Raw genomic sequence first — 26,245 nt, forward strand, 5'->3', positions numbered from 1 at the left:
GATGGCTTTCGAGCTGTACCACACGCTGGATATTTCCCCCCAGGCAGCACCGGATGAAATCAAAAAGGCTTACTATCGCCTGGTGCGCAAGTATTCCCCGGAGAAAGAACCGGAGCGTTTCAAGCAGATTCGGGAAGCCTATGAAACCCTGTCTGACCCTAAAGCCAAGCAGAACTATGATGATCTGCAACAGCATGGGGAGGAAATTGATCAGTTCTTGCGCCAGGCAGAAGACCATATCCAGCAGTCGGAGTGGGAAAAAGCAATTCGCCTGCTAAAACGAGTGCTGGTCCTTCTCCCCGGTTCAGAAGCAGCCCGCAACCGTTTGGGCATCTGTTACATTCACAGCCAGCAATGGGAACAGGCGATTAAAGTCTATGAAGCCCTGACCCGCCACAGTCCGGAGGTGCCGCTCTACTGGTTTAACTTCGGGGCCATTTATGACCGCTGGGCGCTGAGCCTGAAAGACAAGGATGAACAGAACGAGCGGCCCCATCTGTATCAACAGGCTCGGGACTACTATCAGAAAGCGATCGCCCTGGAAACGTTCAATGCGGAGCCCTATCTGGCGATCGCCGAAACCTATCTGGACCAGAGTCAGTACAGCGAGTCGATTACCTGGGCAGAGCGGGCTATGGAGGCCGATGGTCAGATCGACTACTCTGACTTCGAGGCTCTCATTTTTATTTGTAAAGTTTATCTCTATAGTAATGAGTTAAAGGGGATTGAGACCATTGCCCGGCGGATTCAATCTCTATTGCCGGACAGTGAAGATGCCCGCAAGTATGCAGCCAATCGGTTTGCGGCTCTGGGTTATGACCTGGCCAAGGCGGGTCTGAACAATGCCAGTGTGCCATTGCTCCAGGCAGCGATGAGTTTTATTGAATCTGCCAGACGGTTTGATCCGAATGACCAAGGGATTCAAAAACTCCACTGGAATGTGGCCGAAATCATCCGCGGGTTTAAACAGTATGAGGTTTTGAAAGAGGATACCCAAATCGTCCATAGCCTGAAACGGCTCTCTGCGCTCTGTATGATGGCGACCCTAGGCTATGCGGAGGCTACCGAGGTGGACAAGCTCTACGGGGATATTTTTGTCGAGATGCGATATTTCCCAGAAGCAGCCATTCTCAGTTCAGTCCGCCGGATCCGCTCCCAATATCCTGCGATTTATCGATTGAATAAAACCCTGTTTGATGAAATTGAGACCGGCATGACTGGTCGCTTGCCCACTCCAGCGCCAGCCAGGGCTGCACCAACCGGCTCAGCCCAGCGCTCCGCTGGGAGAGGACCCACTCCAAAACCGCCCTCCCTCTCTCAAGGCAAATTACAACGGCTTTGGGCCGGGATTGGCCTGATGGGTTTCGGGGTCTTCCTATTTATGATTATGGGGGGATCCTGGTTTGGATTTTTCTGCTTTATTGTGGGTTTTGGCCTGATGCTGGGCAACCGCTGAAGTTAGGATGCTCCCAGAGCATTAATCCTCCGCATGACCCACGCGACGTAGGTTTAAGACATCGCTGAGTTTGCGGATCTGGGCCAGAATTCGCTCTAACTGGTCATGATTTTGAATATCAATTCCCAGGCCAATCACGGCAGTCTGATCCGGATAGGTTTTGACCTGGGCGTGACGGACGTTGATGCTGCTGTCACTCAAACGAGACAACACATCTTTCAAAATTCCAACCCGATCGATGACCTCAATCTGAATCTCCACCGGATAGGTCTGGGGTCTGCCAGCCTCTTCCGTATTGGGATTCCAACTCACAGGCACGAACCGATCACCGACGACATTATCCAGGTTGCCACAGCCCTGGCGATGAATGGAAATGCCCCGACTGCTGCGAGTCACGACCCCAATAATGGGTTCACCAGGCACAGGATGACAACAACCAGCCAGGTGGTAGAGCAGTCCTTCCACGCCTAAGATCGGAGATTTGCTGGACCGATCCACCGGCTGAATGCGGCTACTGGGCAATATGGGCGTCAGTTCGGGAGAGGGGGCTACGGGCTGTTGCGCCTTAACCGCATCTCGAATTCGGTTGACAGCCAGGTTCAGAGTCACTTCACCATGGCCGATCGCCGCCAGCAGATCTTCCACACTGTGATAGTTACAGCGTTCAGCCACAGCCTTCATGGGAGCCGACTTCAGTAGCGATTCAAAGCCATTCTTACCAATCTCCCGCTCCAGCATGTCCCGGCCACGGGTAATGTTCTCGTCCCGGTGCGATCGCTTATACCACTGGCGAATCCGATTGCGAGCGCCCGCCGTCACCGTGAAATTCAACCAGTCTAGGCTGGGATGGGAGTTCTTCTGGGTGATGATCTCCACGATGTCCCCATTGCGCAGTAGGGTATCCAGGGTTACCATGCGTCCGTTAAGTTTGGCTCCGGCACAGTGGTGACCGACCTCTGTGTGAATTCGATAAGCAAAATCAACAGGGGTTGCCCCCCGACCCAGCGCAATCACATCTCCTTTGGGCGTGAAGACATACACATCTTCATCGAACAGATTATCCCGAACGTTCTCCAGGTACTCCTGGGCATCCTTCAGGTCACTCTGCCAATCCAGCAACTGCCGCAACCAGGTGAACTTTTCGTCTGCAGTCGTCATCTGGATGTTGCTGGCCCCGCCTGACTCCTTATACTTCCAGTGGGCGGCGATTCCGTACTCAGCTACCCGATGCATTTCCACCGTTCGGATCTGAACTTCCAGCGGGCGACCCGTCAGCCCAACCACGACGGTGTGCAACGACTGATAGCGGTTGGGCTTGGGCAGACCGATATAGTCCTTAAACCGACCGGGAATCGGTGTGAACTCATCATGAACGATCGCCAGTGATCGATAGCATTCCTCGTTGGTATAGACAATGATGCGGACGGCAGCCACATCAAAAATCTCGTGGAATTCCTTTTGCTGCCGATGCATCTTTTCATAGATGCCGTACAGGTGCTTGGGGCGGCCACTGACATCGCTGAATCGGATGCCGGATTGGGCTAGGCGTTGGCGGAGGGTTTCTGTGACCCGGTCCAGGGTGGCTTCCCGATCGCCCCGCTTTTCGGCTACCAGTTCCTGCATTTCCCGATAGGACTCTGGTTCTAGATACTTAAATGCCAGATCCTCCAGTTCCCATTTAAAGCGCCCAATCCCCAAACGATTGGCTAGGGGCGCAAAAATCTCCCGGGTTTCCTGGGCAATGCTGCGGCGTTTACTGTCGGACAGATGCTCCAGGGTCCGCATATTGTGCAGGCGATCGGCCAGCTTGACCACAATCACCCGAATATCCTGGGCCATCGCCATAAACATGCGGCGGAAATTTTCAGCCTGCCGTTCTGTCTTACTGGAGAAATTGAACTTGGAGAGTTTGGTCACCCCCTCCACCAGATATCGAACTTCGTGCCCAAAGCGCTGTTCAATCTCATCGGCAGTGACTTCTGTGTCTTCTACCACATCATGCAGAAAACCGGCAGCAATCATGACACTACTGCCTCCCAGATCCCGCAGCAACCCAGCAACAGCAACAGGATGGGCAATGTAGGGTTCTCCAGAAGCCCGATATTGCCCTTCATGCAGGCAGTAGGCAAACTCAAAGGCTCGACAAATAAGTTCGTTATCTGTACGAACTTGAGCCGCATCCTCCAGGGTTGACTCAGAGTGACAGACGCCTTTTTGAGCAATCAGGCACTCCTGCAGCCAGTCAGGGATGACAAAATCGAATTGGGAGACGGGAGCCGCGACGTTCATGCTGGTAGGCTGCAAAACTAGAAGGGCTGAGAGGTAAGGCTAATTGTAAAACCTATGGGTGATGTATCACCCATGATCATGGGTTTGGGAAATCCACTGGATGAAGAAAATTAAACTGGTCAGAATCGTCTGCTGTTCACTCAGCCAGGGATCATCCTTGAAGACTGACTTGAAATATATGGGGTTATAAAAATAGTTTCAGCGTATATCCCAAAAACCGGGGATAAGGCAAGTTTTTTCTTAATAATAAGGCAAATCTGACTGATTTTGTTGCGAAACTTTAAGCGATTTGAGGCTGAATTGCCCAAAACGCATCAGGTCCTTGAGTTATTGTCATGGGTTATGGGTCATTGCGACCCCGTCGGCCCAATCCCATAACTATTCCAAAATCCATTCTGAAGATCGCTCTCCCAAATCCAGCGGGATATTGACAGCCTTGCCCAGACGAGGTCGATCGCGGGTTTGTTCGATAAAGGTCCTTACCTGCTGAATGCTATCCCAAGCAATGAGATAACGGGCGATCGCATTCAGATGGTCCAGATATTCTGCTTCGCTCATGGGGAAAGAGGCCTGTTCCAGATATTTCCACATGATCTGGATGACGATTTTCCCCTGAATCCGGCGAATTTGGATGCCGTACGATCGCCCCCATTTAGCGAGCAAAAGCTGTTGCAAATCCTGTCCAGTCATGCGCTGCTTGACTTTGACGATGCTTTATAATTTGTAATCTTTCTGTGCAGTGTTCTCAGACTATGATGCCACCGTTCCATAGAGATTAGAACCCGGTTTGATCAGAATTCTTGTGTAACAAAAGGTGTAATAATACCCATATTAGAAAGCTATAAATGCTGTGCCCGTAAAAGATCCAGGCGTTTAACTGTTGATTTTTAGGCAGATAAATGCCGATTTATCTCGGAGGGCTAGATCTCAAAGTTTGTTGACGTTTGTTCACGGAGCTTTGCATCCTAGCCACCCCAATTAACGTAAGACCGTAGTACCCCTAAGTAGAGTAAGTCATGGCTCAAGTCTCTGGTTCTGCCGATGTGCCCGATATGGGGCGTCGCCAATTCATGAATTTGCTGATGGTTGGTGCAGGTTCCAGCACCGTCCTGGGCATGCTGTATCCTGTGGTGAAATACTTTATCCCTCCCTCTAAAGGCGGCGTTGGTGGCGGTATCACAGCCAAGGATGCCCTGGGTAATGATGTCCTTGCGAGCCAGTTTCTGTCTACCCACAAGGCAGGCGATCGGGTTCTGGCTCAGGGATTTAAGGGGGACCCCACTTATCTCGTTGTAACCGATGATGGCACGATTGCCAGTTATGGAATTAATGCAGTCTGCACCCATCTGGGCTGTGTTGTGCCCTGGAACTCTGGAGAGAATAAATTTATCTGCCCCTGCCATGGCTCCCAATACGATGTAGCCGGTAAGGTCGTTCGGGGCCCTGCTCCCCTCTCTCTGGCCCTGGTTCATACCACGGTTAATGAGGACACGGTTTCCTTTACTCCCTGGACTGAGACAGACTTCCGCACCGGCGAAAATCCCTGGTGGGCTTAGTTTGGGTTGAGCACAAGAAACCCTGATGGTTTCACCCTGTTCACGACTGTGCTGAATCTAATCTCAATTCTTTGATCCATGCGCCTGTTTATCCATTCGACAATCATTTCTTGAAGATGAAAACCAGGATTTTCCCTACTGTGTTAGTACCAGCAATATTCCGCAGAACAGTCCTGACCGTGCTGGCTGCGATCGCTCTGTTTGTCTCTGGCAGTCTGGCCTTCCCAGAAGGCGCTGCTGCTTATCCGTTCTATGCCCAGCAAGCTTATCCCACATCTCCACGGGAAGCAACGGGCCGGATTGTCTGTGCAAGCTGCCATTTGGGAGCCAAACCAACGGAAGCTGAAGTTCCCCAGGCTGTACTGCCGGACACGGTGTTTGAAGCTGTCGTTAAGATCCCCTATGACACCAATGTGCAGCAACTCTATGCTGATGGTAGCCGGGGTCCATTGAATGTGGGTGCGGTGGTGATGCTACCTCCCGGTTTTAAACTGGCTCCAGAAGACCGAATTCCAGAAGAGATGAAGGAGAAGGTTGGGGACGTTTACTTCCAGACCTACAGTCCGGAGCAAGAAAATATTATCTTGGTTGGCCCCCTTCCTGGTGAACAGTATCGTGAACTGGTTTTCCCGATTTTGTCTCCCGATCCAGCGACTGACAAGAATATTCACTTCGGCAAATACTCGATTCATATCGGAGGCAACCGGGGTCGGGGGCAGGTCTATCCCACGGGTGACAAGAGCAATAATGCAGTCTATAACGCTTCTCTAGCGGGTCAGATCACTCAAATTGCCAAGAGTGAAGACAACAGTTATGCCGTGACTATTCAGGCGGCAGATGGAAAAACTGTGGTAGAGACCATTCCCCCTGGTCCGGAATTGATTGTTTCGGAAGGACAGGAGGTCGCCCTCGGCGAAGCCCTGACCAACAATCCTAACGTGGGTGGTTTCGGCCAGTTGGATAAGGAGATTGTTCTGCAAAGTCCTGATCGGGTGAAGTGGCTGATTGCCTTCTTGGCGATCGTCACCCTGACCCAGATCATGCTGGTGCTGAAGAAGAAGCAGGTCGAGAAGGTTCAAGCTGCTGAGCTGAATTTCTAAGCCCTGTGGTTTAAGACATAAGGATGAGGGGTTTGATATCCACTCAACCCCTTCCTTTTGGCATTAATATACTTCATGCACCAACACTGCCCTCACCCCCGGCCCCTCTCCCAGAGCGGGAGAGGGGAGAAATTAAGCGTTAATGCCCCTTCTCCCCATTGTGGGAGAAGGGGGTGGGGGAAGAGGGGAAAGGGATTGGTGTGCCAAGTATATTGTTGCCTTCCTTTTTGTCTGGCTGAAAAGCCTAAGGGCTAGCGGGGAAGGGATATCCGCACGATCGTCTGCTTGCCGAGAATACTCTCGATCAACATCTCACCCCCATGCAGCTCGGTCAGCCGTTTGGCGATCGCTAGTCCCAGGCCAGTGCCCTGCTGATCGAACAATTCTGGGTCAAACTGCATGTAGGCTCCGACATGGCTGATCTGCTCAGCAGTCATCCCCCGCCCATAATCGATTACATGCAAAACAAATTTGTCATCACTTTCAAAGCTATAGACCTTCACTAGAGAGCCCTGGGTAGAAAAGCGGAAGGCATTATCAACGAGCTCTTCCACGATTTTCTTCAGTTTGTTTTCAGATATCCGGGCTGAAACCGATTTCAGGCTCAGTTCCAGATCTTCCCGGCGACCGTATTCTTCTGACTTTTGAATCGCTTCATCGGCAATGACGGTCTCTGAATAATCAATCCGATAGTTCTGTAGCGCTTTCACCTGATCTGGGTTGGTTGCAATGACTTCCAACTTGGCATACAGGAGGAAATTATGCATGAGCTGGTGCAGCAGGTTGGCATTACTGTGGATCATCTCAGCCATCTCCAGGATCTCAGCCGGAGTTGCTGTATTGTACTCCTCAATCAAATCGGAAGACAGATGGGTAATCACACCTAAAGGTGAGGTGAGGGCTCTGGGCAGCGCAAAGCTTATGCTCTGGCGCAGATCATCCAGCCTCTGTTCGGACTGGCTCACGATCGCCTCCTGCTTGTTCAGACGAGTGGTGATCGCCTGGAGCAATTCGGCATGGGTAAAGGGTTTGGGTAGGTAGTCATCGGCACCCAGGGTCATGCCTTGGCGAATGTCCGATCGTTCTACCTTGGCGGTCAAGAAAATGAAGGGAATCGTTTCAGTTTGAGGATTTAACCGGAGTTGGCGTAAAACGCCATAGCCATCCAGTTCGGGCATCATCACGTCACAGAGGATCAAGTTCGGTTGGAGCTGGCTGGCTAATTCAACGCCCACCTGTCCATTTTCTGCGCCTGCAGCATAAAAGCCTTCTGCATCCAGAATGTCTAAGATGCTGTCACGAACGGCTTTTTCGTCTTCAATGACCAATATTTTTTTCATTCCGGTATCCCTACCTCTGACTTGGAATGCACACTGTAAACGTTGTTCCCACACCAGCTACGCTATCAAATTTAATCGTACCGCCATGGGCTTCAACGGCTTTCTTGACAATTACTAACCCCAGGCCTGTCCCTGCAATATTGCCCACATTAGTGGCGCGTTGAAACGGTTCAAACAAACATTTCTGATCTTCGAGGGGAATCCCAATACCGTGGTCCTCAATTTGAAAGACGGCAATATCATCCTGACAGTTTAGACGGAAATTCACACGACTGCCTTCAGCAGAATATTTCAGGGCATTAGATAGCAAATTAACCAGGATATGACGCAACAATTTCTCATCCACCCAGGCTCCGATCGGGTTGCCCACCCAGGTGAAATTTAGACGGCAGGAGGAGTTGGTCCCCAATTGCACCTCTTCTACCAGATCCGCACAAAACTCCTGCAGATTCAATTGAATTGGTTTAAATTCGAGCTTGCCGGCTTCAGCCTTGCCTAATATTAAAACGTCATTCAACAGATCGGTCATATGTTTCGCTGCACCTTGAATCCGTTGTAGAGCAACCTGTTTCTTCTCTTCTGACCACTTGTTGCTGTAGTGCTCCAGACACTCGGCTGAAGCCAGAATGGTCGTTAAGGGGGTGCGAAATTCATGGGAAGCCATCGCCACAAAGCGAGTCTTTAACTCATTCAGCTCTTTTTCTCGGGTTAATGCTTTGCGGATATTCCGCTCCACCTGTTTCCGTTCCGTAATATCGCGGGTGATACCTCGATAGCCCTGCCATTCCCCACTGCTACTGAAGACTGGGGCACCACTAATCTCCAGGACAATGCGATGCCCCGCTTGATGCAAAAGGACTGTTTCAATCTGGCTGAAGGACTCCCGTTGGGCCACAACATACTCCAGAACTGTCGTCAGCCGTACCGCCTCATCGGCTGGCATGAAATCAAAGATCCGTCTTGAGAGTACCTCTTCTGCGGTATAACCCGTAATCTGTTCTACTCGGGGATTCACGTAGATGAAATTCAGGGTTTGATCAATTTCCCAGACCCAATCGTTGGTTTGTTCTACCAGATTACGGAATTTGGCCTCCCCGGTTTGCAGCTTCTCATTGGCCTGTTGCCAGAGCGCGATCCGTTCTTCTACCCGACGCTCCAGTTCTTCATTGGCTTTTTGTAAAGCGGCCTCTGCCTGTTTGCGCTCAGCCAGTTCATGCTGCAGTTGCTCATATAGTTCAGAGAGCTGCGCCGTGCGAGTTTGGACTAACCGCTCTAATTCCAGTGCGTGGCTCCGCAGAAGGCTCATCTTCTCTGCTTCTAAGCTATGGATAGACTCCTGGAGATTCCGAATATACCTGTGCATTTCAGCGGGATTTAGAATTTGCAACAGATTGAACTGGGTCACCAATCCCAACAGGTTTTCCTGATCATCCGTCACAATCAGACAGGGCAACTGCCGCTGTTGCATTTCCTGGAAAACTAACCAGAGCGAATCCCAGGGCTTTAGGGTTGTCGCAGGTGTTTCCATAATGGTCTGGGCCTCAACCTCCTCCAGATTGCTCCCCTGTAACCACCCGTGTAGGATATGGTGAGCTGTCACCATTCCTATGGGAATGGTCTGCTCTTCGCTTGCCTGATGGACAATTACAATGTGAGACACCCGATGGTCTGTCATCAGCTGGGCCAGTTGCAGGATAGGGGTATCAGGCGTTGCAGTTACTGCTGATGTGTCGAGAATATTCTCAATTCGGTAGAGCTTCAGCAGGTTAGTAGGCTGCAATCCTTGCTGCACGCTGTTCGATGAAATTAAGCCCAGAACTTTTCCCTGCTGGTCCACGATCGGCAGGTGATGAATGTGCTGATGATAAAACAGGGAGAGAACCGACAGCGGGTTATGCAATTCTGTATCTGCGATTGTAATCACCGGTCGAACCATGACATCGGTCATCTTGAGTGATTCAATAACAGTCCTACTCACGGCCAATCGCACTGCATCCCACTCTGTAAAAATACCGACAACTTCACCTTGATCCACAGCGACGACACAGCCTGCAGCATGAGCCTGCCGACTCTGATCCAGAAGACGGATAACCTCTGGGAGGGGGGTATCCAGCTCGGCTGTCAAGAGATTAGATTCAATCATGGACCGGATCGTAGGCGAGAAAGCGGGTGTGTTGACGGACGGAGATCCCATGGCTGGCATATTAAAGAAAGAGCGATAAGGAGGGTTAAATCACAGACTTTAAGATGAGCGCACAAGCGAGTCCGTGAATATCATTACGTAAATATAACTAATCATGACGTTTTAGCCTGGATGTTTTTAGTCTTCCCAACCACAATTCCTGGATCTCTTCTATTTTGAAGAAAAAGTGAAGCACTGGTAACCTTCTTTAAGAACAGGGGAATGGGTCGTCCCATGGGATAATGCTGTCTCATGCAATCCTACGACGTCATCATCATTGGGGCGGGTCACAATGGCCTAGTCTGCGCTGCTTACCTGCTGAAAGCGGGCTACAGAGTATTACTACTGGAAAAGCGCCCTGTACCGGGCGGAGCAGCAACGACGGAAGCCGTGATTCCAGATCAAGCCCCAGAGTTTAGATTCAATCTTTGTGCGATTGACCATGAGTTCATTCATCTGGGGCCTGTGGTGCAGGAATTAGAACTCCACAGATATGGTCTGGACTATTTGTTCTGCGATCCCGTCGTCTTTTGCCCCCACCCTGACGGGAAATATTTTCTGGGTCATCGATCGATCGAAAAAACCTGTGCTGAGATTGCTCGGTACAGTCCCAGGGATGCTCAGAAGTATGCTGAGTTCACCGATTACTGGCTGCGGGTGATTCGGGCCATGACGCCCATGTTCAATGCTCCGCCTAAATCTCTCCTTGAAATCCTAGCTAATTATGATCTGGGCAAGGTCCAGGACTTGTTCTCTGTTATCCGATCGGTGAACAGTACCCTCGATTTTGTCCGCACGATGCTGACCAGTGCTGAAGATCTGCTCAATGAGTGGTTCGATGAGGAGTTTCTTAAGGCTCCCCTGGCCCGCCTCTCGGCAGAAATGGGCATCCCCCCCTCCCAGAAAAATCAGGGGGTGGGAGCGATGATGATGGCCCTGCGCCATGAACCCGGCATGGCCCGTCCCAGAGGAGGAACCGGGGCGCTGGTGCAGGCCCTGGTGAAACTGGTCCGTCATCTGGGTGGCGAAATTCTGACGGAACAATCGGTCAAGCAAGTCCTCATTGACGAGGGCAGAGCCGTTGGGGTTTGTGTAGACAACGGCACCGAGTATCGGGCATCTGCGGGTGTGATTTCTAATATTGATGCTCAGCGACTGTTCCGGCATCTGATTCGAGCGGAAGATTTGCCTTCCAGGGATCAGCCCCTGCGCGATCGGTTAGATCGCCGCATCGCCAACAACAATGAAACGATTTTGAAAATTGACTGTGCCCTATCGGAGCCCCTTCGGTTTGAGCATTACGATCATCGGGATGAGTATTTAATCGGTTCCGTCTTGATTGCCGACTCTGTGCGCCACGTTGAGATCGCCCATAGTGACCCGGCTCTGGGCCGTATTCCCGATGCCGATCCCTCGATTTATGTGGTGATGCCCACGATGCTAGATCCCTCCATGGCTCCAGAGGGCAAGCATACCCTGTGGATTGAATTTTTCGCCCCGTATCAAATCGCTGGGGCTGAAGGAACGGGCCTCCAGGGAACGGGTTGGACCGATGACCTGAAGCACAAGGTGGCCGATCGGGTGTTGGACAAACTGGCTGACTATGCTCCCAACCTGAAACGGGCCATCATTGCCCGCCGAGTCGAGAGTCCGGCGGAGTTAGGAGAACGCCTGGGCGCGTTGAAGGGAAACTACTATCACATTGACATGACTCTGGAGCAGATGGTCTTCCTGCGCCCCCTCCCAGAACTGGCCAATTACATCACCCCCATTCAAGGGCTGTATCTCACAGGCGCAGGCACCCATCCCGGTGGCTCGATTTCTGGCATGCCAGGACGCAATTGTGCCCGAGTTTTTCTGCAAAAACAGGGGCCGATCTCCAGACTACTCCGACAAGCGGGTTGGTCCAAAGCCTGAGGGGTGTTTTAACCCGTAATATGCAAGGGAATGATCAGCAGGGGGAGAAGACTCCAGAGCAATCCCAGACAGCTTCCCCGATCAGGGTGGCAGGATAGGGGGGAGCCAGCCAGGAGAATATCTACTCGCTCCGTGAGCCGGTGGCCCAGGATGGTCTGACTGAAGGGAACTGCCATGTCCAGTTGGAGCGTTGGCTGACTCACGACCAACAGGAGAGACTCGGCCAGCAACAGGGGATCAACCTGTTTCACCGCCCGATCGTCAGCGCGCAATTCCCGGAGGAGAAGGAGTTCTTGCCAGAGAGCCTCTGTTTGGGGCAACCAGGTGGTTAGCCGCCGCAGCCAGCCCAACCAGAAGAACCAAAAAGTATCGCGATAGCGGGCATGGGCCTGTTCATGGGCCAGTACGGCCTGTAGATGATCGGGGTCTAGGGCATTCAGCAATCCCTGGCTGATGACTAGCTCGGATTGCCAGAAGCCGACCTGAGCGATGTAGAGTTCTGGGGTTTGCAACAGGCGAGCTGTAGCCCCAGCCAGAGCAATGGTGGGATACTGATGGATCTGGACCCATGTTTTCTGACCTTGCCAGAGTAAATGGATCCAGACCAGGGTGGCAACCAGCAGGAGCCCGATCGCACCCCCATAACTGAGCCATCCTTCCCAGGGCCAAACCATCCAACCATGGGGACCCATGCAAACGATCGCGATCGTCGTCGCCAGCAGGAACAACGGTGGAAACAGGAACTGATAGAGGGTGCAGGTCCAGCGTTCACTCCAACGGGTGGCCGATGGCAGGGATTGGGATCGCACCCACCAGGCTACTCCCAGGCCAGTCAGCAGCATCAGGAAATGCATTTAGGGTTCCTCCCTGGCCTTGCGAGCGGCCCGTAGTTTGGCGGCGATCGCCTCTAATTGCTCCACACTGGCCTGGTCCAGACTATCGGCAAAAGCAGCAACTACATCAGGATTGCCTATGGCTAGAAACCGATTCAGTTGTTCATAGGCCTGCAGAGACTGAGCCTGCTGGCGGGAAATTAGGGGAGACCAGGTAAAACTGCGCCCTGCCCGATTGCAAGTCAGCCAGCCTTTCTGAGCTAGGCGGTTGAGCACCGTGGTGACGGAGGCGTAAGCCAGTTCTCGATCGGGATCGGCCAGGATGCGATCGTGGACTTCCTTCACCGTCACTATATTTAAATCCCAGATAATTTCCATAATCTCAGCCTCCAGGGGGCCAAGAGACAGTTGTCTCGGACGGTAATCTGGCAAGGCAGCCATAGGCAAGGGTAGTAGCAGGTTAAAACAGAAAGATGGATTAGGACTGACGATTATTAGGTCTCAAACAAGCAGATTGCCAATCTACCCGCTCATTTTAGAGGAGCCTGCTAGATCTGAATATTAAGAGGCATTGAGCTTGAATTCAGACCTCCAACTTTTTGAAGACGTTAAAGACCTTAAGAGGAATTTTCCCATTTTTAGGATAGATGTTAAGGTTTGACGGGTTGTCGTTTGACAGGACTTCGCTTGCCCAGGAGGATGAAAAGCGTAAAATTAGCATCTTCAAAGAGTGGGTATTAACGTGAGAACACGATTGGCTGCAGCCTTTTCCCTGGTCCTGGCCCTGGTAATGTTCATGGTTGCTCGTCCGGCACTGGCAGGTGATGCCGCATCCGGTGCGAAAGTCTTTAGTGCAAATTGTGCCAGCTGCCATGCAGGGGGCAAAAATATTGTAAATCCAGCAAAAACTTTAAAGAAGGCAGATCTGGATCAGTATGGGATGAACACAGCCGCTGCCATTGTGACTCAGGTTACCAATGGTAAAGGGGCGATGCCTTCCTTCAAGGGACGGCTGACGCCAGAACAGATGGAAGATGTAGCTGCTTATGTTTTAGAGCAGTCTAGCCAAGGCTGGTAACAACTGACCCACCCAGCACTAGGGGCGAACATCATGATCAGACTGATCGCAGGCGTCTGGCTGTCCATTGTCATGGTCATCAGTTGGATGAGCGCCCCAGCGATAGCCTGGGCTTTAAACCCACTTCAGGTCACAGCCCAGGAGACTTTTTCCCGGACCGGGATAGAACATTTCCGGGCTGGAGAATATCACCAGGCATTGCTTGCCTTTACCCAGGCCATCGAAGCAAATCCCAGTTCAGTTGCTGCTTACAGTAACCGCTGTCTGACGCACATGCAATTGGAGGACTATCAAGCGGCGATCGTGGATTGCACCCAGGCTTTGGAATTGGGCGCTGGTGCTGGGGGCATTGAACCCTATCTCAATCGCGGACTGGCCTATTATCAACTTGGGGACTATGAGGCGGCGATCGCAGACAATACGCACCTGCTAGAACTCCAGCCGGATGATGCCAGAGCCTATTACAACCGGGGATTGGCTCGATCAAAACTGGGACAATATGACCAATCTCTGACAGATTTTGATCAGGCCCTCAGTCAGGGGTCTGACCTGGCTACCGTCAATCTGGCAGACATTTATAACGATCGAGGGTTGGCCCTGGCTCAGTTACACCGCTGGCAGCAATCCCTCGACAGTTTCGGAGGGGCAATCCGCCTGTATCCAACCCATGCCCGCGCCTTTCATAATCGTGGCTGTGTGTATGAGCAGCAGGGGGAATATCGAGCTGCCGTTCAGGATTTTACGATGGCCTTGCGATTGAATCCGGCCAATGCAGCGACCTATGTCAACCGGGCGATCGCTTACCGCCATTTGCAGAATCATGAGGCCGCTTTGCAGGATTTACAGCAGGCATCCGTTTATTTCCTGGCCCAGGGTGGGCAGGAATCCTACCGGCGGGTGCTGGGAATGATTCGGCAATTACAGCCAGAATCTCCTTCCCTGAGGGCGATCGCTGGGATTTAAAGCTCAATGCCTCAGGGTTCCCCAATCAGGGTAAAGGCTGCCCAGGCTTTCGGGTCAGGATACTCTTTGAGCGTGGTCAGCATGGCCTGCCTCATGGCCTGGGCCTTATCAGGATTCTGCTGCAGGGTTTCATAAAATTGTGTCATCAGAAAGGCTGTGGGTTGATCGGGTACCTGCCAGAGGGAGACAATCACCGTGGGCACCCCAGCAGAGATAAAGGCACGGGACAGGCCAATGATGCCATCTTCTGTAATGTTTCCCCTGCCCGTATCACAGGCACTTAAGACCACCAGTTCAGCCTGCAATTGCAAATCCAGAATATCGCTGGTGGTGAGAAAACCATCCTCTTTGCCAGAAGCTGCCAAGGCAATCGCACCCGGAATTCCCTGGGCAATCACCTCGTTCAGCAGCCCATGGGTTGCCAGATGGATGATGCGGGCCTGGGAGAGTTGCTGCCGCACGGCTGTTTCGGTGGCCTGGGCTCCTAGCAGGGGGGAAGTTCCCAGTAATTTGGCGATCGCCTTCGCCTCAGTTTCAGCACCGGGGAGGGTATTCAAGCGGATGGCTGGTCGGCCAGGACCGGGGGGCAGGCTGGGCATGGTGGGATTGCCCACTATCAGGACTTTTCCTGGTTGGGTTGCAGGTGGGCGACGGTTCAGGTCCAGAATCTGAATCGAGGGCGAAATCGTCAGGGTATGCCGTTCAATCAAATAGGTGCCCTGTTGATCCTGGAGGGCAGCGAAGGGAACGAAAAATAGCGATCGATGAGGAATGATGATCACTCGCGCCTTTGGATCCGTGGGCAACAGGTCAGCGATCGGTTGAATCAGCATCTGATACTGCTGCTGCAATTGGGCATTCTCTTGCCGCTGTCGGCGCAGCTCTGCATAGGCCCGGGCCAGTTCCTCTGGACTTTCTGTAAAAGTGATACCCCGAACCCCGATCGCACTACGACTGGCTGCCACCAGATCCTTCAAGCGCAGGTTCTTTTCGTCTAAAGCCTTAAGGCTGGAACGGCGGAAATGGGTCTGGCCACTGGGTTGTACCACCCAGATGAACAGTTCCGTCTCAAGGCTCTCCAAGATGCTATTCCGAGTGATATCGTCCGTGATCACTGAATATTCGACTAACGTCGCCTGCCGTTCCCTGGCAATGCGTCGCATGTCAGCAATCTGAATCGGCGTTAGCGGCTCAACAAAGGTCTTTCCAGGTTGACGACGGCGAGCCAGCAACTCGGCGAAGGCTCTGGCCCGTCCCTGCTCCGAGATTTCCAGGGCCGCTTCCGGCTGATTCTGGGCTGCCAGGACCTCCTGTAGGGTGGTGTAAATGCGGGCGAATTGCTCGAAGATGGACACTTTGAACTGGTCATTCTCGCCCAGACGACCCCGAATCTTGTCCCAGACGGAGATCGCACTTCTCAAGCTGGCTTCAGCCTGGGGATACTGCTGCAGCCGCACATAGGTCACCCCCAGGTTGGTCAGCACAATGCCTTCCCCCCGACCATAGTTCACCTGACGCATGATTGGCAGAGCCTGCTGATAATGCTCAATCGCCCGATCGTACTGTCCCAGCCGATAATAAAGATTGCCCAGGTTATTAAGAACCTGCCCTTCTGCCTCTCGTTTATTAAACTCGCGGGCGATAGCCAGATCCTGCTGAAATAGATCGATCGCTTTCTGCAGATCTCCTTTATCCATGTAGGCCAAACCCAGATTTCCCAGGGCCAGACCCTGTAACAGCCGGTTGTTGATCTTACGGGCAAGGGTCAGGTCTTCCTGATGATACTGAATCGCCCGATCCAGGTCCCTTTTATAGTAGTAAACATTCCCTAGTCCTCGTGCAGCCAGTCCTGCCTGATCTTCATAGCGGTTCTCAAGGGCAATCTTGCGGCCCTGCTCATAGTAGCCGATCGCCCGGTCGTAATCCGCCAGGTAATAATAAGCCCGCCCCAGGTAATTCATAGCCTTCGCCTCCCCATAGTGATCGGCCTCACGCTGAGCCAGTTTAAGGGCCTGCTGGAAGACGTCGATCGCCCGAGCGTAATCTTCTAACCCCAGGTAAACGGTACCCAGGTTGCCCAGGGCCGCCTGCTCACCTCTGGGTGATTTGGTCTCCCTGGCGAACTTAAGTGCCTGTTGATAAGCTCCGATCGCCTGATCGGACTTACCCAGAGCGTCATAGACCAGCCCCAAACTGCCGTAAGCCACCATCAAGTCTGTGGGATTACCAGATTCGCGGGCCAGTTTCAGGTATTGCTCGTAAATGGGCAGGGCATTGGCATAATCCTTCAGAGCCCGATAGGCCCGCCCCAATTTTTCCAAGGCATCGGCTTGCCCCTGCCGATCGTTTAGGGCCTGGGTCAGGGCCAGCAGTTCTCCCAGCGGCTGAATCGCTTTCTGGTACTCCTTAAGTTCCAGGTAGACTGTGGCCAGATTCCCCAGGGCGTAAGATTCCCGGCGGCGATCGCCCAGTTGCTGATAGATCTGGCGAGCCTGCTGGAACGCCTCAGCCGCTCCGGTCCCATCCCCCTGCTGGAACTTTTGCACGGCCTGGCGCATCAACTGATTAGCCCTTTCTAGGGCAGGGTCCTGAGCCAGAATAGCAGGGATGACTGACTGGGCAGAAAACACTAGGCGATCGGGAGCCTGACTTGTCGCAGCCAGCAGACTCATTAGAAGATCAACACTCATCACTCATGACATGGTTGCAATCATCCTGATTCTAATCGAGCAGCCCCTCCGATCTGCGGTTTGGGTAAAGCTTATCGATAAGATGGAAGCGTACAGCATCCTATTTCAAATCGGAGGATCACGGGTGCGGAGGAGTTTCACGATCGCGATCGCCCATCTGGCTCTTGTGGGCGCAGTAGTAGGGGGGGCTGGCCCAGGGCTGGCCCAGGATAAACCCGCTCAGTTTCCACCCAATCCCCTGGAAATGACCGGACCCGATCCCCTGCTGCCCAATCCCCCGGTTTCCCGCCCCCTCAGTCCCCAGGAACGGCGTCTCCTGTCGGAAGCTCTGGATCAGTTAAATCTGCAGGCGATCGCCGCCCATAAAGCCAAAGATAACCAGAAGGCTTTTGAGATCTGGAACCGGGAATTACGGCTCCGGCGGGCGCTAGGCCCTCTGGTGGAAGTCCCAGCGTTAGGTCGGGTGGGGGATATTGCCTGGCGAGAGAGCGACACCACGGAAGTGCGGCTGATTACGGAACGACTGCAGAAAATTCAGCAGGAGACCCAGTCCGATCTCTTACCCGATCCGGCTACCCGCCTGACGCTGAAGCGGTTACTGGGAACCGCATATCTGCAAGTGCGGGGGAAAGATCAGGCCGTGGGGGTTTATCAGGAATTGCTGACTGATGCCCGACAACGTCAGGATCGGGCGGCTGAAGCCACGGCCCTGACGACGATCGCAGAACTGCACCTGAACTGGTTTGCCTATGAAAATGCGGCGACCACCTACCGGGAACTGTTGCAACTGATGTCAGCCCATCCTGCCCTGAAAGTGATTCCCTACCATCCTCCCCAGCCTATGGCTGAGAAACCGGAACAGCCATCCCAGCCCATAACGGTTGTGGATGTCCTGCTGAAGCTGGCCTATATCTACGAGCAAAATCGCCAACCCGCCGAGGCGATTCTGGCCGAACAACAACTGGTGGACATCCTGCGAAAGCAAAAAAATCCTACCTTGATCCCGCCCCTGCAATTGGCGATCGGGGATAACTATCGAAGCTTAAACCAGCTTGACAAAGCGGCTGAATCTTATCAGCTGGCTTATACCCTGGCTTTATCCCAGCAACAGTTTGGCTATGCTGCAGATGGGTTAAAGAAACTGGCTGATTTGTATAAGACCCAGGGACAGTTAGAGGCCGTACTCCGGATTTATCAATATCTGCTGGATGTGGAGCGGCAGTCCTACAACGTTTATGGTCAGCTAGTAGTGTATGACCAGATGGGACAGGTGTATCTGAGTCGCCAGGACTTTGCCCAGGCCCGGGTTGCTTATCAACAGGGATTGGCTCTGGCTAAGCAACTGAAGTATCGGGAGGCCTATTTTGTGGAACAGGTGAATCGGCTGACCTCGCCCCCATGATTCCGGACCTCCAAGTTCTTGAAACAGTCAGAGAACGGAATGACTTTACCCCATTGCCAGAGGGCTGTGCTTTAATGAGGATGATTTTGTGAATTTTAATTGAGTTTTTAGCCGTTACCGAGTAATGGCTGTTTATTAGAACCGGTTCGGAAGTTTTGAAACCCCCTTGAGTGAGGATCGTGCATGTTTCGCCCGCTTGCCAAGCACCGCATTTTTAAGATCTTCAAGAAATTGGGTCCGTGGTCGGTTCCAGTCCTATCCCTCCCCCTACTTTTACCCCTGGTCCTGGCTGAGTCAATGTCCCAGCCTTTACAGCCCGTTGGCAAGTCGCTCAAGGCTTTAAGTGCTAGTGTTCTGACCGAGTGGATGGCGGTCCCTCAGTTCGCCCCAACCCTGTTCACCCTGAATGGTCAGATTCTGGCGGCGAATTCCGCGCTCCCTCAGCAAGGGCGCAAGATCGGGCAGGAGGGGCAGGTAGGATCTGCTGTGGCTCGACAGTCAGGACAATCTCAAAAGCAGATGAATGCTCAGCGATCGGTCCAGCCTACCCCAGTTGTTCGTCAGGCTGTTGCACCGGTTGGCCCAACCCTGGAATTGCAGGTCAAGGTCGCTGAAGGGGCCGTTCTGCCAGTTAGTACTTCTACGAAGGGGATTGTGGTCGATGATTCAGGCCGGGTGCTGCGTGGGATGCAGGCGATGCAACCGGTATATGCCCAACCGGGTTCTCAAGGCATAAATCTGAACTCCTGGGACGCTCCAACCTCGATCTGGATTGAAGCTAGCGAAGGGGGCTTTGTCTTTGTCGGAGAACATTGGTATCGGGGGCGGGTCCGGTTGGTCCTGATTCAGGATAGTATCGTGGCGGTTAATCACGTTGATCTGGAAGATTACCTCCCCAGTGTGGTAGGCAGCGAAATGTACCACGATTGGTCTATAGAGGCCCTGAAGGCTCAGGCGGTAGCGGCCCGATCCTACGCACTGGTTCACTATATTCGGCCAGCAGGAACCTACTATCAGATTGGTTCAGATGAATATTTTCAGGTTTACAAAGGGCTGGACAGTGAGGCCCCCTCAACTCGTGAGGCTGTCCTGCAAACAACGGGTCAGGTGCTCAGCTATCGGGGCGGTGTGGTTGAATCCCTGTATGCCGCTTCGGATGATCTGGTGCTGGAAGCTCACAAAGGTGTTGGGATGAGTCAGGAAGGAGCCCAAAAACTGGCTTCTCAGGGATATAGCTACCTCCAGATCCTGGGAAATTACTATCCAGGGACAACGCTGGCCCAACTGAAACCTTATCAGCCATAGACCTCTCCTGGCCTCTAGTTGAAATTGGTATTACCGGGCTGAGCGCTTGGCTAGCCAGTAAAAGCACAAGATGCCCAATAAACTGGCAGCTAGGTCAGTCAAACTAAAGGTGCGCTGGGGAGACAGCGCCTGAATGGTTTCGTCAGAGGTTGCGAACAATCCTACTAACAGAGGACCCAGAGGCAGGGAAAGGGAAAAGAGTCTGACCCGGCGATGGTTGAGGGCCTGATGGATGAAATAGGAGGCTAGACCCAGAAGAACAAAATGGCCGATCGTGTCGTAGAACGGAATTTGGGCCAATTGGGTTGGTAGAATTCCCAAGTAAGCGAAGGCACAAATGCCCAACAGCAGGCCACAATAGGCGATGCAGGTTATTACCCACCCATAACTTGCTAAACCATCGTGGCCAGAATTTAACCGCTTCATGTCCAATCTCCTACGCTGACTCGATCCCATAGGACAGGGTCATTACCCTCTGTAAAACAGGATCGGAGTCAGTGATTCCCGATGGCAGCGGAGTCAGTCAGTTAAAATCGGATACCTACGCCTCCCTGAAGAGCGACAGCTCCGCCACCACTCTTGTAGGCATCGATCGCATAAATGGCATTCCCGAAAATGACAAAGTCACTTCCTGGTAGAACAATGTCAATCCCAGGTTGGATGACGAAGGTGCTCCGGTTGCCTACAGGAGAGGGAGAGCCTCCATCAGAGAAGGAATAACCAGCTCCGATGTAAACATCCGTTTGCCAGTTTAAGGGGATGTCGTAAGAAACGGTGGGAATGATAGCTGTGGTGCCACTAAAGAACATGCCCTGCACCCGAGCTGATAGGGGAAGTTCCAGAAACTTGTAGCGAGCGGCAACCACGGCGGCGATCTGACGCCCTTCGTGGATGGCTCCTCCCTGGGTTACCCCAAAGGATGGCCCTACACCGATATAGCTGCCATAGGCGGGTTGGGCGGATGCAGAGAGCTGCACTGTAGCTGTGGACCCAATGGACAGGAAGACGCCCACTAGAATATTCTGACCAACCTGAAAGACTCGATGGTTGAAACTTTTCATATGCTTGCTCCTCATACCCAAAAACAGACCCCTGTTAGTAGATTTAATCGGGCAATAAAATTGGCATAACCCGTCATAAACAGGCATCAAAGTTAGCACATGGCAGCCAATAATAGTTAAAAAATCACCCGATTAGGGGGAAATTTAAATCTCTTTCTAGCAGATAAGGATCTGGATTGATCTGGGGTTAAAAATGCGGCATTCCGGATTTCATTCTGCCTGGTGAAAGACGGGCGATCGCTGGAGGTATCCTGCTTCTGGAATCAAGTTGGATATTTGGCTAACTTTCAAGAATTGAGATTGGAATCACATCCTGATTCCTGGAGAGAGGGATAATCTGGAAGGGTTCACCCTTGGCTATGGATGTGAAAACAACAGGGATGGGAAATCAAATGGTGCGAAAAGTTTTTCTGGTTATAACCGCCACCCTGATCATGATTGTCTCTGGATTAATGATGTCCAGCCCTGTTTGGGCCAACTCAACTGAGATCAGGGCCTTGAATCCAGCTCCCATACAAGTTGAGCCTTTACCCAGCCAGTTTGTCTCCACAACTGCTCAAGGGGCGGCTCACTCCTTGAAAGTGGGTAAAGTTGCCTTGGCCAGGAACACGGCTCAACCGGGTCAACCCGTCCATATGGAAGTAACAGCCAATGACCTGTTCGATCGTGGTGAAACAATTTTTCTGGTCCTGAATGATGTGGGGAAGTTTAAAAAAGGGGCAGATGGCAAACATGCGATCGAGATGGAGATAGAAGTCCGGGATGTGACTGGTATCCGGGCCGCTCAGAAAGGGATTTTGGGAGAGAAAGGACGAGTCACCCTGCCCGACGATACGGTGCCCACCCTGTTCGGCAACGTCAATACGTCGTCAGAAACTGACGTTGGAACCTATACCGTGTCGATGACCGTTTACGACAAAATTGGTGGGGGGAAAGTTACCCAGAGTTTGTCTTTCCTCTTGAAATAGACGTAAGGACAGAATCCTGCCTGGTTTTCCAGGGATTGTTCCGATAGCCAATGCTGTTCCCATTTGGTATTCCATCCATGCAGAAGTTGACGATCGTATCCCTGTCAGTTCTTGTGGCCATTCTCTCAACTGCAGTCGTGCCAGCTCAAACTGCATCGCAGGAACTTTCTGCCTACCAGCTCAAAGTTGTGAGCAGACTGAAGAAATGTCCGGATGGCTTTCAGGCTGAGAGTTTGAAAAACTCTCAGTTCTTTAGAGTGGGCGATCGCAAGTATGTTGTGCAGGTGATGTGCTTTCTGGCGGCTTACCAGGGAGGTTATGAGTATTACCTGTATACTGAAACTTCACGAGGAATACGATCGAAGCCTCTGAAGGTCCTGTTTTTTGACGAAGATGCAGGCAAGAGAACGCGCACCTATTCCAATGCGATCGTGGGCTTGCCGACCTATAACTCCGCAACTCGGGAGTTGGTCATTTTCAATAAATATCGTGGCATTGGTGACTGTGGCACTTTGGGGACTTATCAATTTCAAAACGATGTCCTGGTCTTGAAAAAATTTCAGGCCAAGTATGCCTGTGATGGAAACTTTATTGAGCCCGATCAATATCCGGTGATTTATCCATGAAACCCTGCAGGGAGGGATCACGATCGCCCGTCCCTACAGTTGATTTCATTTGGATTTATTACTTAAGCCGTCAATTCCTTGCAACAACTGGGGCATATACCAGATTTGCTGTGGGGTGGCTGTTTCTCCTGCTTTCAGGAAATCGGTCCCATCCTGGAACTTCAGGGGGCCTTGAAAGAGATTGATACTGCCGTCGCCTAACCCTTTAATAAACGTCTCCACTTGTTGTTGGTTTTTTCCCAGGGCCTGACCAAAGGAGAAGCCAACGCCTGATTCAGCGCCGTTGAGATCCTTCCAATCGGGCTTAAACCAGACGAACTCTCCGGCGTATTGGCCTGCCTTGGCTCGTTGAATCGTATCCAGGTAGGAAGGCCCCCAGTTGAAATAGGGGCTGCCCAGGCAAATCTCTGGAGCCAGATCACAACCCGTTTTCAAGTCATAATGCAAGAATTTCACTTTCTTGCCAGCACTGGCTGCTTTTTTCCCCTGAACGGCAACTTCCGGGGTATCCAGTCCAGACAGGACCACGTCATACCCGCCGTTATAGAAATCGTCCGAAACTTTGGTGGGGTCCAGGGTGACACCAGGGATATTAAACCAGAAGCCAATCCAGGTGACTTTGAACTTGAGATCTTCTGGTTTCTTGCCCCGATACTTCTCCCAGCAATATTTGGCCCCCAGGTATGCCGCAGAGACCAGGCGACGGGTTTCGTCCTGGATGAGGGGGCCTACATAACCGATTTTGCCTGTTTCCGTGGCCAGGGCGGCGGTGCAACCAGCAATCATTTTGCCGTATTCCATCTGCCCCATCAGATTCCCCAGATTTTTCTGATCTTTAAAGTTCTTCCCTTCTTTCCAGGCATAATCACCGGAAGCATGAATCACGGTGATGTCCGGGTGTTTTTTGGCTGTTTCCAGCGCATCATCCTTGAAGTCATCTGAGTTAAAGATGATGAACTTAGCCCCTTGGGCAATTAAATCGTCGGCGACCTGGGATCCTTTAACGTTGGGCCGATCGTTCGGATTAACCTTATCGACATACTCAAACTTTACCCCTGGGGCTTTTTCCATGACGAATTTGGTGGCCTCGAAGTGGGCCTGGTTCCAACCACCGTCATTCCGTGGCCCTACGAGGACCATCCCCACAGTGTAGTCTTTGTCACTGGCTCCACTTGCTGGAGATTCTGTAGAGGCAGGGCTGCTGGAACTGGTTGGGGCTGTTGGGTTACAGGCTGCGAAAAATAATCCCAGAATAGCAAGCGCTACTGGACGCTGAATGCGGTCAAGTTTCATAGTTTTAGAATTTCACCCGTTCAAACACAAAATTGCCTCTCACACCATTGCACGATCGCACTCTTCACTGTTAACGATCAATCTGGGAAGAAATGTATTGAATGTGACTGTCCGCCAGATGAATCTAGGGAGGCGATAGGGATGGGCACTTGTCGGTTTTTTGGGTCTGAAGGAATTAATGGTTTACGCCTGATAACAGTGCCAGAGGCTGGTTAGTGGATCGATTTTCCTGTTCGGGGGTTTCGAGTGGATCCCCCTGCTCCAAACGGGCGATCGTGCGATCAAGCAGCTCCAGACCTTGAGCGAGGTTTTCGATCAGGCACAACTGTCCTCGTAGTTCGGCAGCACCAGGGAACCCCTTCGCATACCAGGTCATGTGTTTGCGGGCTTGGCGAATCCCCCGATCACCCTTGTATTCCCACAGGGCCTGCAGGTGATCACGGGCACATTGGAGGCGCTGAATGGCAGTTGGCTGCGCCTTCAACTGGCCGGTTTTGAAGAAGTAATCAATTTCGCCCACCAGGAAAGGGTAACCCATGGTGCCTCGCGAGCACATGACCCCATCTGCGCCAGTCATTTCCAGGCATGTGATGGCTGCCTCCACGGAAAACATGTCTCCATTGGCAATCACGGGAATCGAAAGAATTGCTTTCACCCGTCCGATCCACTCCCAGCGAGCGGGACCGTTGTAGCCCTGGGCGCGAGTCCGACCGTGCACCGTGATCATCTGGGCTCCAGCATCTTCCATGCGGCGGGCAAAATCCAGGATGTTGATTTCGCTGTCGTTCCATCCGATACGGGTTTTCACGGTGACGGGCACATTGACTGCCTTGACCACCGATCGAATGATTTCCCCGGCTAGTTCAGGTTGGCGCAATAGGGAAGACCCGCCCCCATTGCGCGTAATTTTGTTCACGGGGCAACCCATATTGATATCTACCGTATCCGCACCTTCTTCTACGGCCATCTGGGCTGCTTCGGCCAGAAAGTCAGGCCGACAGTCGAACAGTTGAATACTGATAGGCCGTTCGTTCCGGTCCACTTCCATGATTTTGGGCAGTTGTTTGACGTAGTGGAGGCCCGTTGCATTGACCATCTCGGTATACATCATGGAATCAGGGGCATAACGCCGCACCAGACGACGGAATACCAGATCGGTCACTCCAGATAGGGGGGATTGCAACACCCGGCTGTGTACCTCCAGAGCGCCGATTTTGAGAGGGGTGGAGAGTCGATCGCGGAGGCTGGCAGACAGGGAGACCATAAATCTAAAACCGTTACTGACGAACTGTATTCATTGTACGAAACGGCTATCCCTATTAAGATAGCCATGAGCCAAACCAGGTCTTTACTGAGGTGATTTTTAGTCTGGAAATCTCTTTCAACCCTGAAAGTCGTACAATTCTACCCAATGGTTGAACTTGAGATCGAGATGGCTGACTTTTCGGAATTCTTCATCAGTTTCCTGTAGTTCTGCCTATCAATAAGGTTCCCTGTTTGAAGAATTCTCACTCTGATGCCTTCAGGAGTTGCTTTTATGTCAAGTGAATTTAATCGTCGTGAATCTTTTCAGTCCCAATCAGAGCTAGAGCTTGTACGGGCACTCTTGGAGTTTGATCAGGTGACTTATCCCTGGAACCCTAGCGATCCTGCAAGCGACGCCTACTATGCTCAACTGGAGCAACAGTTTTCTCTGGATGACTGGTCCCATCACGAAGTTGCCCACCGGTCCCAGTCATTTGTGGCTCACCTGAATCAGCTCTGGACCCGGCAATCCCTGATCGAGAAGTTTGCAGCCCGGATGCCCCACAATTTGCTGGAGACTATCGTCCGTCAGGCTCAAGAGGTTGTTGCGGCCAATCTTTCCCTGGCTGACCAACTGGTGCATTGTGTTCGAGAAGTTTTACCTGCTTGGGGTGAAGACGATCTGCAAGTTATGGCTCGCCCCCTGGCCTATGCCATGCGAGGATCGGAATCCGAGGCTGTGGAGTCTTCTCTGGGTTCAGTTCGTCCCCTACCCTGGATGGAATTGTCAGAAATTGAGCGGGCTCGGCTCAGCCTTGCTGTGGCTCGGTATGCTCTGGTTAATCTGGAGCAGGCGGATTCTGACAAATAGTCCATTGTTATTTTTGATCTTTTGTTATCTCTAATCTCCATGTATTTGCTTGAGGGACGTAATGAGTTAC

22 protein-coding genes are annotated in these 26,245 nt (G+C 52.2%); 11 read left to right on the plus strand and 11 right to left on the minus strand.

Going from position 1 to position 26,245, the window contains the following annotated elements:
• Position 1: 1 nt before the first annotated feature.
• Positions 2 to 1,456, plus strand: a complete 1,455-nt coding sequence (locus tag BST81_RS02660; RefSeq protein ID WP_075596998.1) for a J domain-containing protein — start codon at positions 2 to 4, stop codon at positions 1,454 to 1,456.
• Between the two features lie 21 nt (positions 1,457 to 1,477).
• Here BST81_RS02660 and BST81_RS02665 read toward each other — a convergent pair whose 3' ends face one another.
• Positions 1,478 to 3,745 carry a bifunctional (p)ppGpp synthetase/guanosine-3',5'-bis(diphosphate) 3'-pyrophosphohydrolase gene (locus BST81_RS02665; RefSeq protein ID WP_075596999.1) on the minus strand — a complete coding sequence of 756 codons (2,268 nt, stop codon included), beginning with the start codon at positions 3,743 to 3,745 and terminating at the stop codon, positions 1,478 to 1,480.
• A 378-nt stretch (positions 3,746 to 4,123) separates the two neighbouring features.
• Positions 4,124 to 4,435, minus strand: coding sequence for a DUF3067 family protein (locus BST81_RS02670; protein WP_075597000.1), 312 nt, complete (start codon positions 4,433 to 4,435; stop codon positions 4,124 to 4,126).
• Positions 4,436 to 4,761: 326 nt separating this feature from the next.
• On the opposite strand from BST81_RS02670, the gene petC reads away from it, so the two are divergent.
• Together petC and petA are read left to right on the plus strand one after the other, a co-directional pair.
• The gene (gene petC, locus BST81_RS02675; RefSeq protein WP_075597001.1) at positions 4,762 to 5,301 is read left to right on the plus strand and encodes a cytochrome b6-f complex iron-sulfur subunit; all 540 of its coding nucleotides are present in this window, start codon (positions 4,762 to 4,764) and stop codon (positions 5,299 to 5,301) included.
• Between the two features lie 140 nt (positions 5,302 to 5,441).
• Positions 5,442 to 6,401, plus strand: coding sequence for a cytochrome f (gene petA, locus BST81_RS02680; protein ID WP_290439411.1), 960 nt, complete (start codon positions 5,442 to 5,444; stop codon positions 6,399 to 6,401).
• 251 nt (positions 6,402 to 6,652) lie between these two features.
• Here the strand turns inward: petA and BST81_RS02685 are convergent, their stop codons facing one another.
• The gene (locus BST81_RS02685; protein WP_075597003.1) at positions 6,653 to 7,741 is read right to left on the minus strand and encodes a response regulator; all 1,089 of its coding nucleotides are present in this window, start codon (positions 7,739 to 7,741) and stop codon (positions 6,653 to 6,655) included.
• Positions 7,742 to 7,751: 10 nt separating this feature from the next.
• Positions 7,752 to 9,935: a CBS domain-containing protein gene (locus BST81_RS02690; protein ID WP_171974646.1), complete on the minus strand. Its 2,184-nt coding sequence runs from the start codon at positions 9,933 to 9,935 to the stop codon at positions 7,752 to 7,754.
• A 240-nt stretch (positions 9,936 to 10,175) separates the two neighbouring features.
• Between BST81_RS02690 and crtO the strand changes: the two genes are divergently transcribed.
• Positions 10,176 to 11,840 (plus strand): beta-carotene ketolase CrtO, encoded by a 1,665-nt coding sequence (gene crtO / locus BST81_RS02695; RefSeq protein ID WP_075597005.1) that lies wholly within the window; start codon positions 10,176 to 10,178, stop codon positions 11,838 to 11,840.
• Positions 11,841 to 11,848: 8 nt separating this feature from the next.
• Here the strand turns inward: crtO and BST81_RS02700 are convergent, their stop codons facing one another.
• Complete coding sequence (locus BST81_RS02700; RefSeq protein ID WP_075597006.1) at positions 11,849 to 12,694, minus strand: M56 family metallopeptidase; 846 nt, start codon at positions 12,692 to 12,694, stop codon at positions 11,849 to 11,851.
• Positions 12,695 to 13,114, minus strand: a complete 420-nt coding sequence (locus BST81_RS02705) for a BlaI/MecI/CopY family transcriptional regulator (RefSeq protein ID WP_075597007.1) — start codon at positions 13,112 to 13,114, stop codon at positions 12,695 to 12,697.
• 301 nt (positions 13,115 to 13,415) lie between these two features.
• Here BST81_RS02705 and petJ point away from each other — a divergent pair, with 301 nt between their 5' ends.
• Positions 13,416 to 13,751, plus strand: coding sequence for a cytochrome c6 PetJ (gene petJ, locus BST81_RS02710; protein ID WP_253188059.1), 336 nt, complete (start codon positions 13,416 to 13,418; stop codon positions 13,749 to 13,751).
• A gap of 33 nt (positions 13,752 to 13,784) precedes the next feature.
• On the plus strand, positions 13,785 to 14,714 hold the full coding sequence (locus BST81_RS02715) for a tetratricopeptide repeat protein (protein ID WP_075597008.1): 930 nt from the start codon (positions 13,785 to 13,787) through the stop codon (positions 14,712 to 14,714).
• A gap of 11 nt (positions 14,715 to 14,725) precedes the next feature.
• Here the strand turns inward: BST81_RS02715 and BST81_RS02720 are convergent, their stop codons facing one another.
• Positions 14,726 to 17,404 (minus strand): CHAT domain-containing protein, encoded by a 2,679-nt coding sequence (locus BST81_RS02720; protein ID WP_075597009.1) that lies wholly within the window; start codon positions 17,402 to 17,404, stop codon positions 14,726 to 14,728.
• 124 nt (positions 17,405 to 17,528) lie between these two features.
• Here BST81_RS02720 and BST81_RS02725 point away from each other — a divergent pair, with 124 nt between their 5' ends.
• Together BST81_RS02725 and BST81_RS02730 are read left to right on the plus strand one after the other, a co-directional pair.
• On the plus strand, positions 17,529 to 18,806 hold the full coding sequence (locus tag BST81_RS02725) for a hypothetical protein (protein WP_171974647.1): 1,278 nt from the start codon (positions 17,529 to 17,531) through the stop codon (positions 18,804 to 18,806).
• A gap of 183 nt (positions 18,807 to 18,989) precedes the next feature.
• Positions 18,990 to 20,111 (plus strand): SpoIID/LytB domain-containing protein, encoded by a 1,122-nt coding sequence (locus BST81_RS02730; RefSeq protein WP_075597010.1) that lies wholly within the window; start codon positions 18,990 to 18,992, stop codon positions 20,109 to 20,111.
• Between the two features lie 30 nt (positions 20,112 to 20,141).
• On the opposite strand, the gene BST81_RS02735 is transcribed toward BST81_RS02730, so the two are convergent.
• Together BST81_RS02735 and BST81_RS02740 are read right to left on the minus strand one after the other, a co-directional pair.
• Positions 20,142 to 20,537, minus strand: a complete 396-nt coding sequence (locus BST81_RS02735; RefSeq protein WP_075597011.1) for a VanZ family protein — start codon at positions 20,535 to 20,537, stop codon at positions 20,142 to 20,144.
• A gap of 101 nt (positions 20,538 to 20,638) precedes the next feature.
• Positions 20,639 to 21,172 carry a hypothetical protein gene (locus tag BST81_RS02740; RefSeq protein WP_075597012.1) on the minus strand — a complete coding sequence of 178 codons (534 nt, stop codon included), beginning with the start codon at positions 21,170 to 21,172 and terminating at the stop codon, positions 20,639 to 20,641.
• A gap of 392 nt (positions 21,173 to 21,564) precedes the next feature.
• On the opposite strand from BST81_RS02740, the gene BST81_RS02745 reads away from it, so the two are divergent.
• Together BST81_RS02745 and BST81_RS02750 are read left to right on the plus strand one after the other, a co-directional pair.
• Positions 21,565 to 22,140, plus strand: coding sequence for a hypothetical protein (locus tag BST81_RS02745; protein WP_143780191.1), 576 nt, complete (start codon positions 21,565 to 21,567; stop codon positions 22,138 to 22,140).
• 50 nt (positions 22,141 to 22,190) lie between these two features.
• Positions 22,191 to 22,766, plus strand: a complete 576-nt coding sequence (locus tag BST81_RS02750; RefSeq protein WP_075597014.1) for a DUF1176 domain-containing protein — start codon at positions 22,191 to 22,193, stop codon at positions 22,764 to 22,766.
• Positions 22,767 to 22,811: 45 nt separating this feature from the next.
• Here BST81_RS02750 and BST81_RS02755 read toward each other — a convergent pair whose 3' ends face one another.
• Together BST81_RS02755 and dusB are read right to left on the minus strand one after the other, a co-directional pair.
• Positions 22,812 to 24,059, minus strand: coding sequence for a BMP family ABC transporter substrate-binding protein (locus tag BST81_RS02755; RefSeq protein WP_075597015.1), 1,248 nt, complete (start codon positions 24,057 to 24,059; stop codon positions 22,812 to 22,814).
• 175 nt (positions 24,060 to 24,234) lie between these two features.
• Positions 24,235 to 25,323, minus strand: a complete 1,089-nt coding sequence (gene dusB, locus BST81_RS02760) for a tRNA dihydrouridine synthase DusB (RefSeq protein ID WP_075597016.1) — start codon at positions 25,321 to 25,323, stop codon at positions 24,235 to 24,237.
• Positions 25,324 to 25,596: 273 nt separating this feature from the next.
• Between dusB and BST81_RS02765 the strand changes: the two genes are divergently transcribed.
• Positions 25,597 to 26,175 carry a hypothetical protein gene (locus tag BST81_RS02765; protein WP_075597017.1) on the plus strand — a complete coding sequence of 193 codons (579 nt, stop codon included), beginning with the start codon at positions 25,597 to 25,599 and terminating at the stop codon, positions 26,173 to 26,175.
• Positions 26,176 to 26,245: the final 70 nt, after the last annotated feature.

It is taken from the genome of Leptolyngbya sp. 'hensonii', assembly GCF_001939115.1.
Classification (GTDB): domain Bacteria; phylum Cyanobacteriota; class Cyanobacteriia.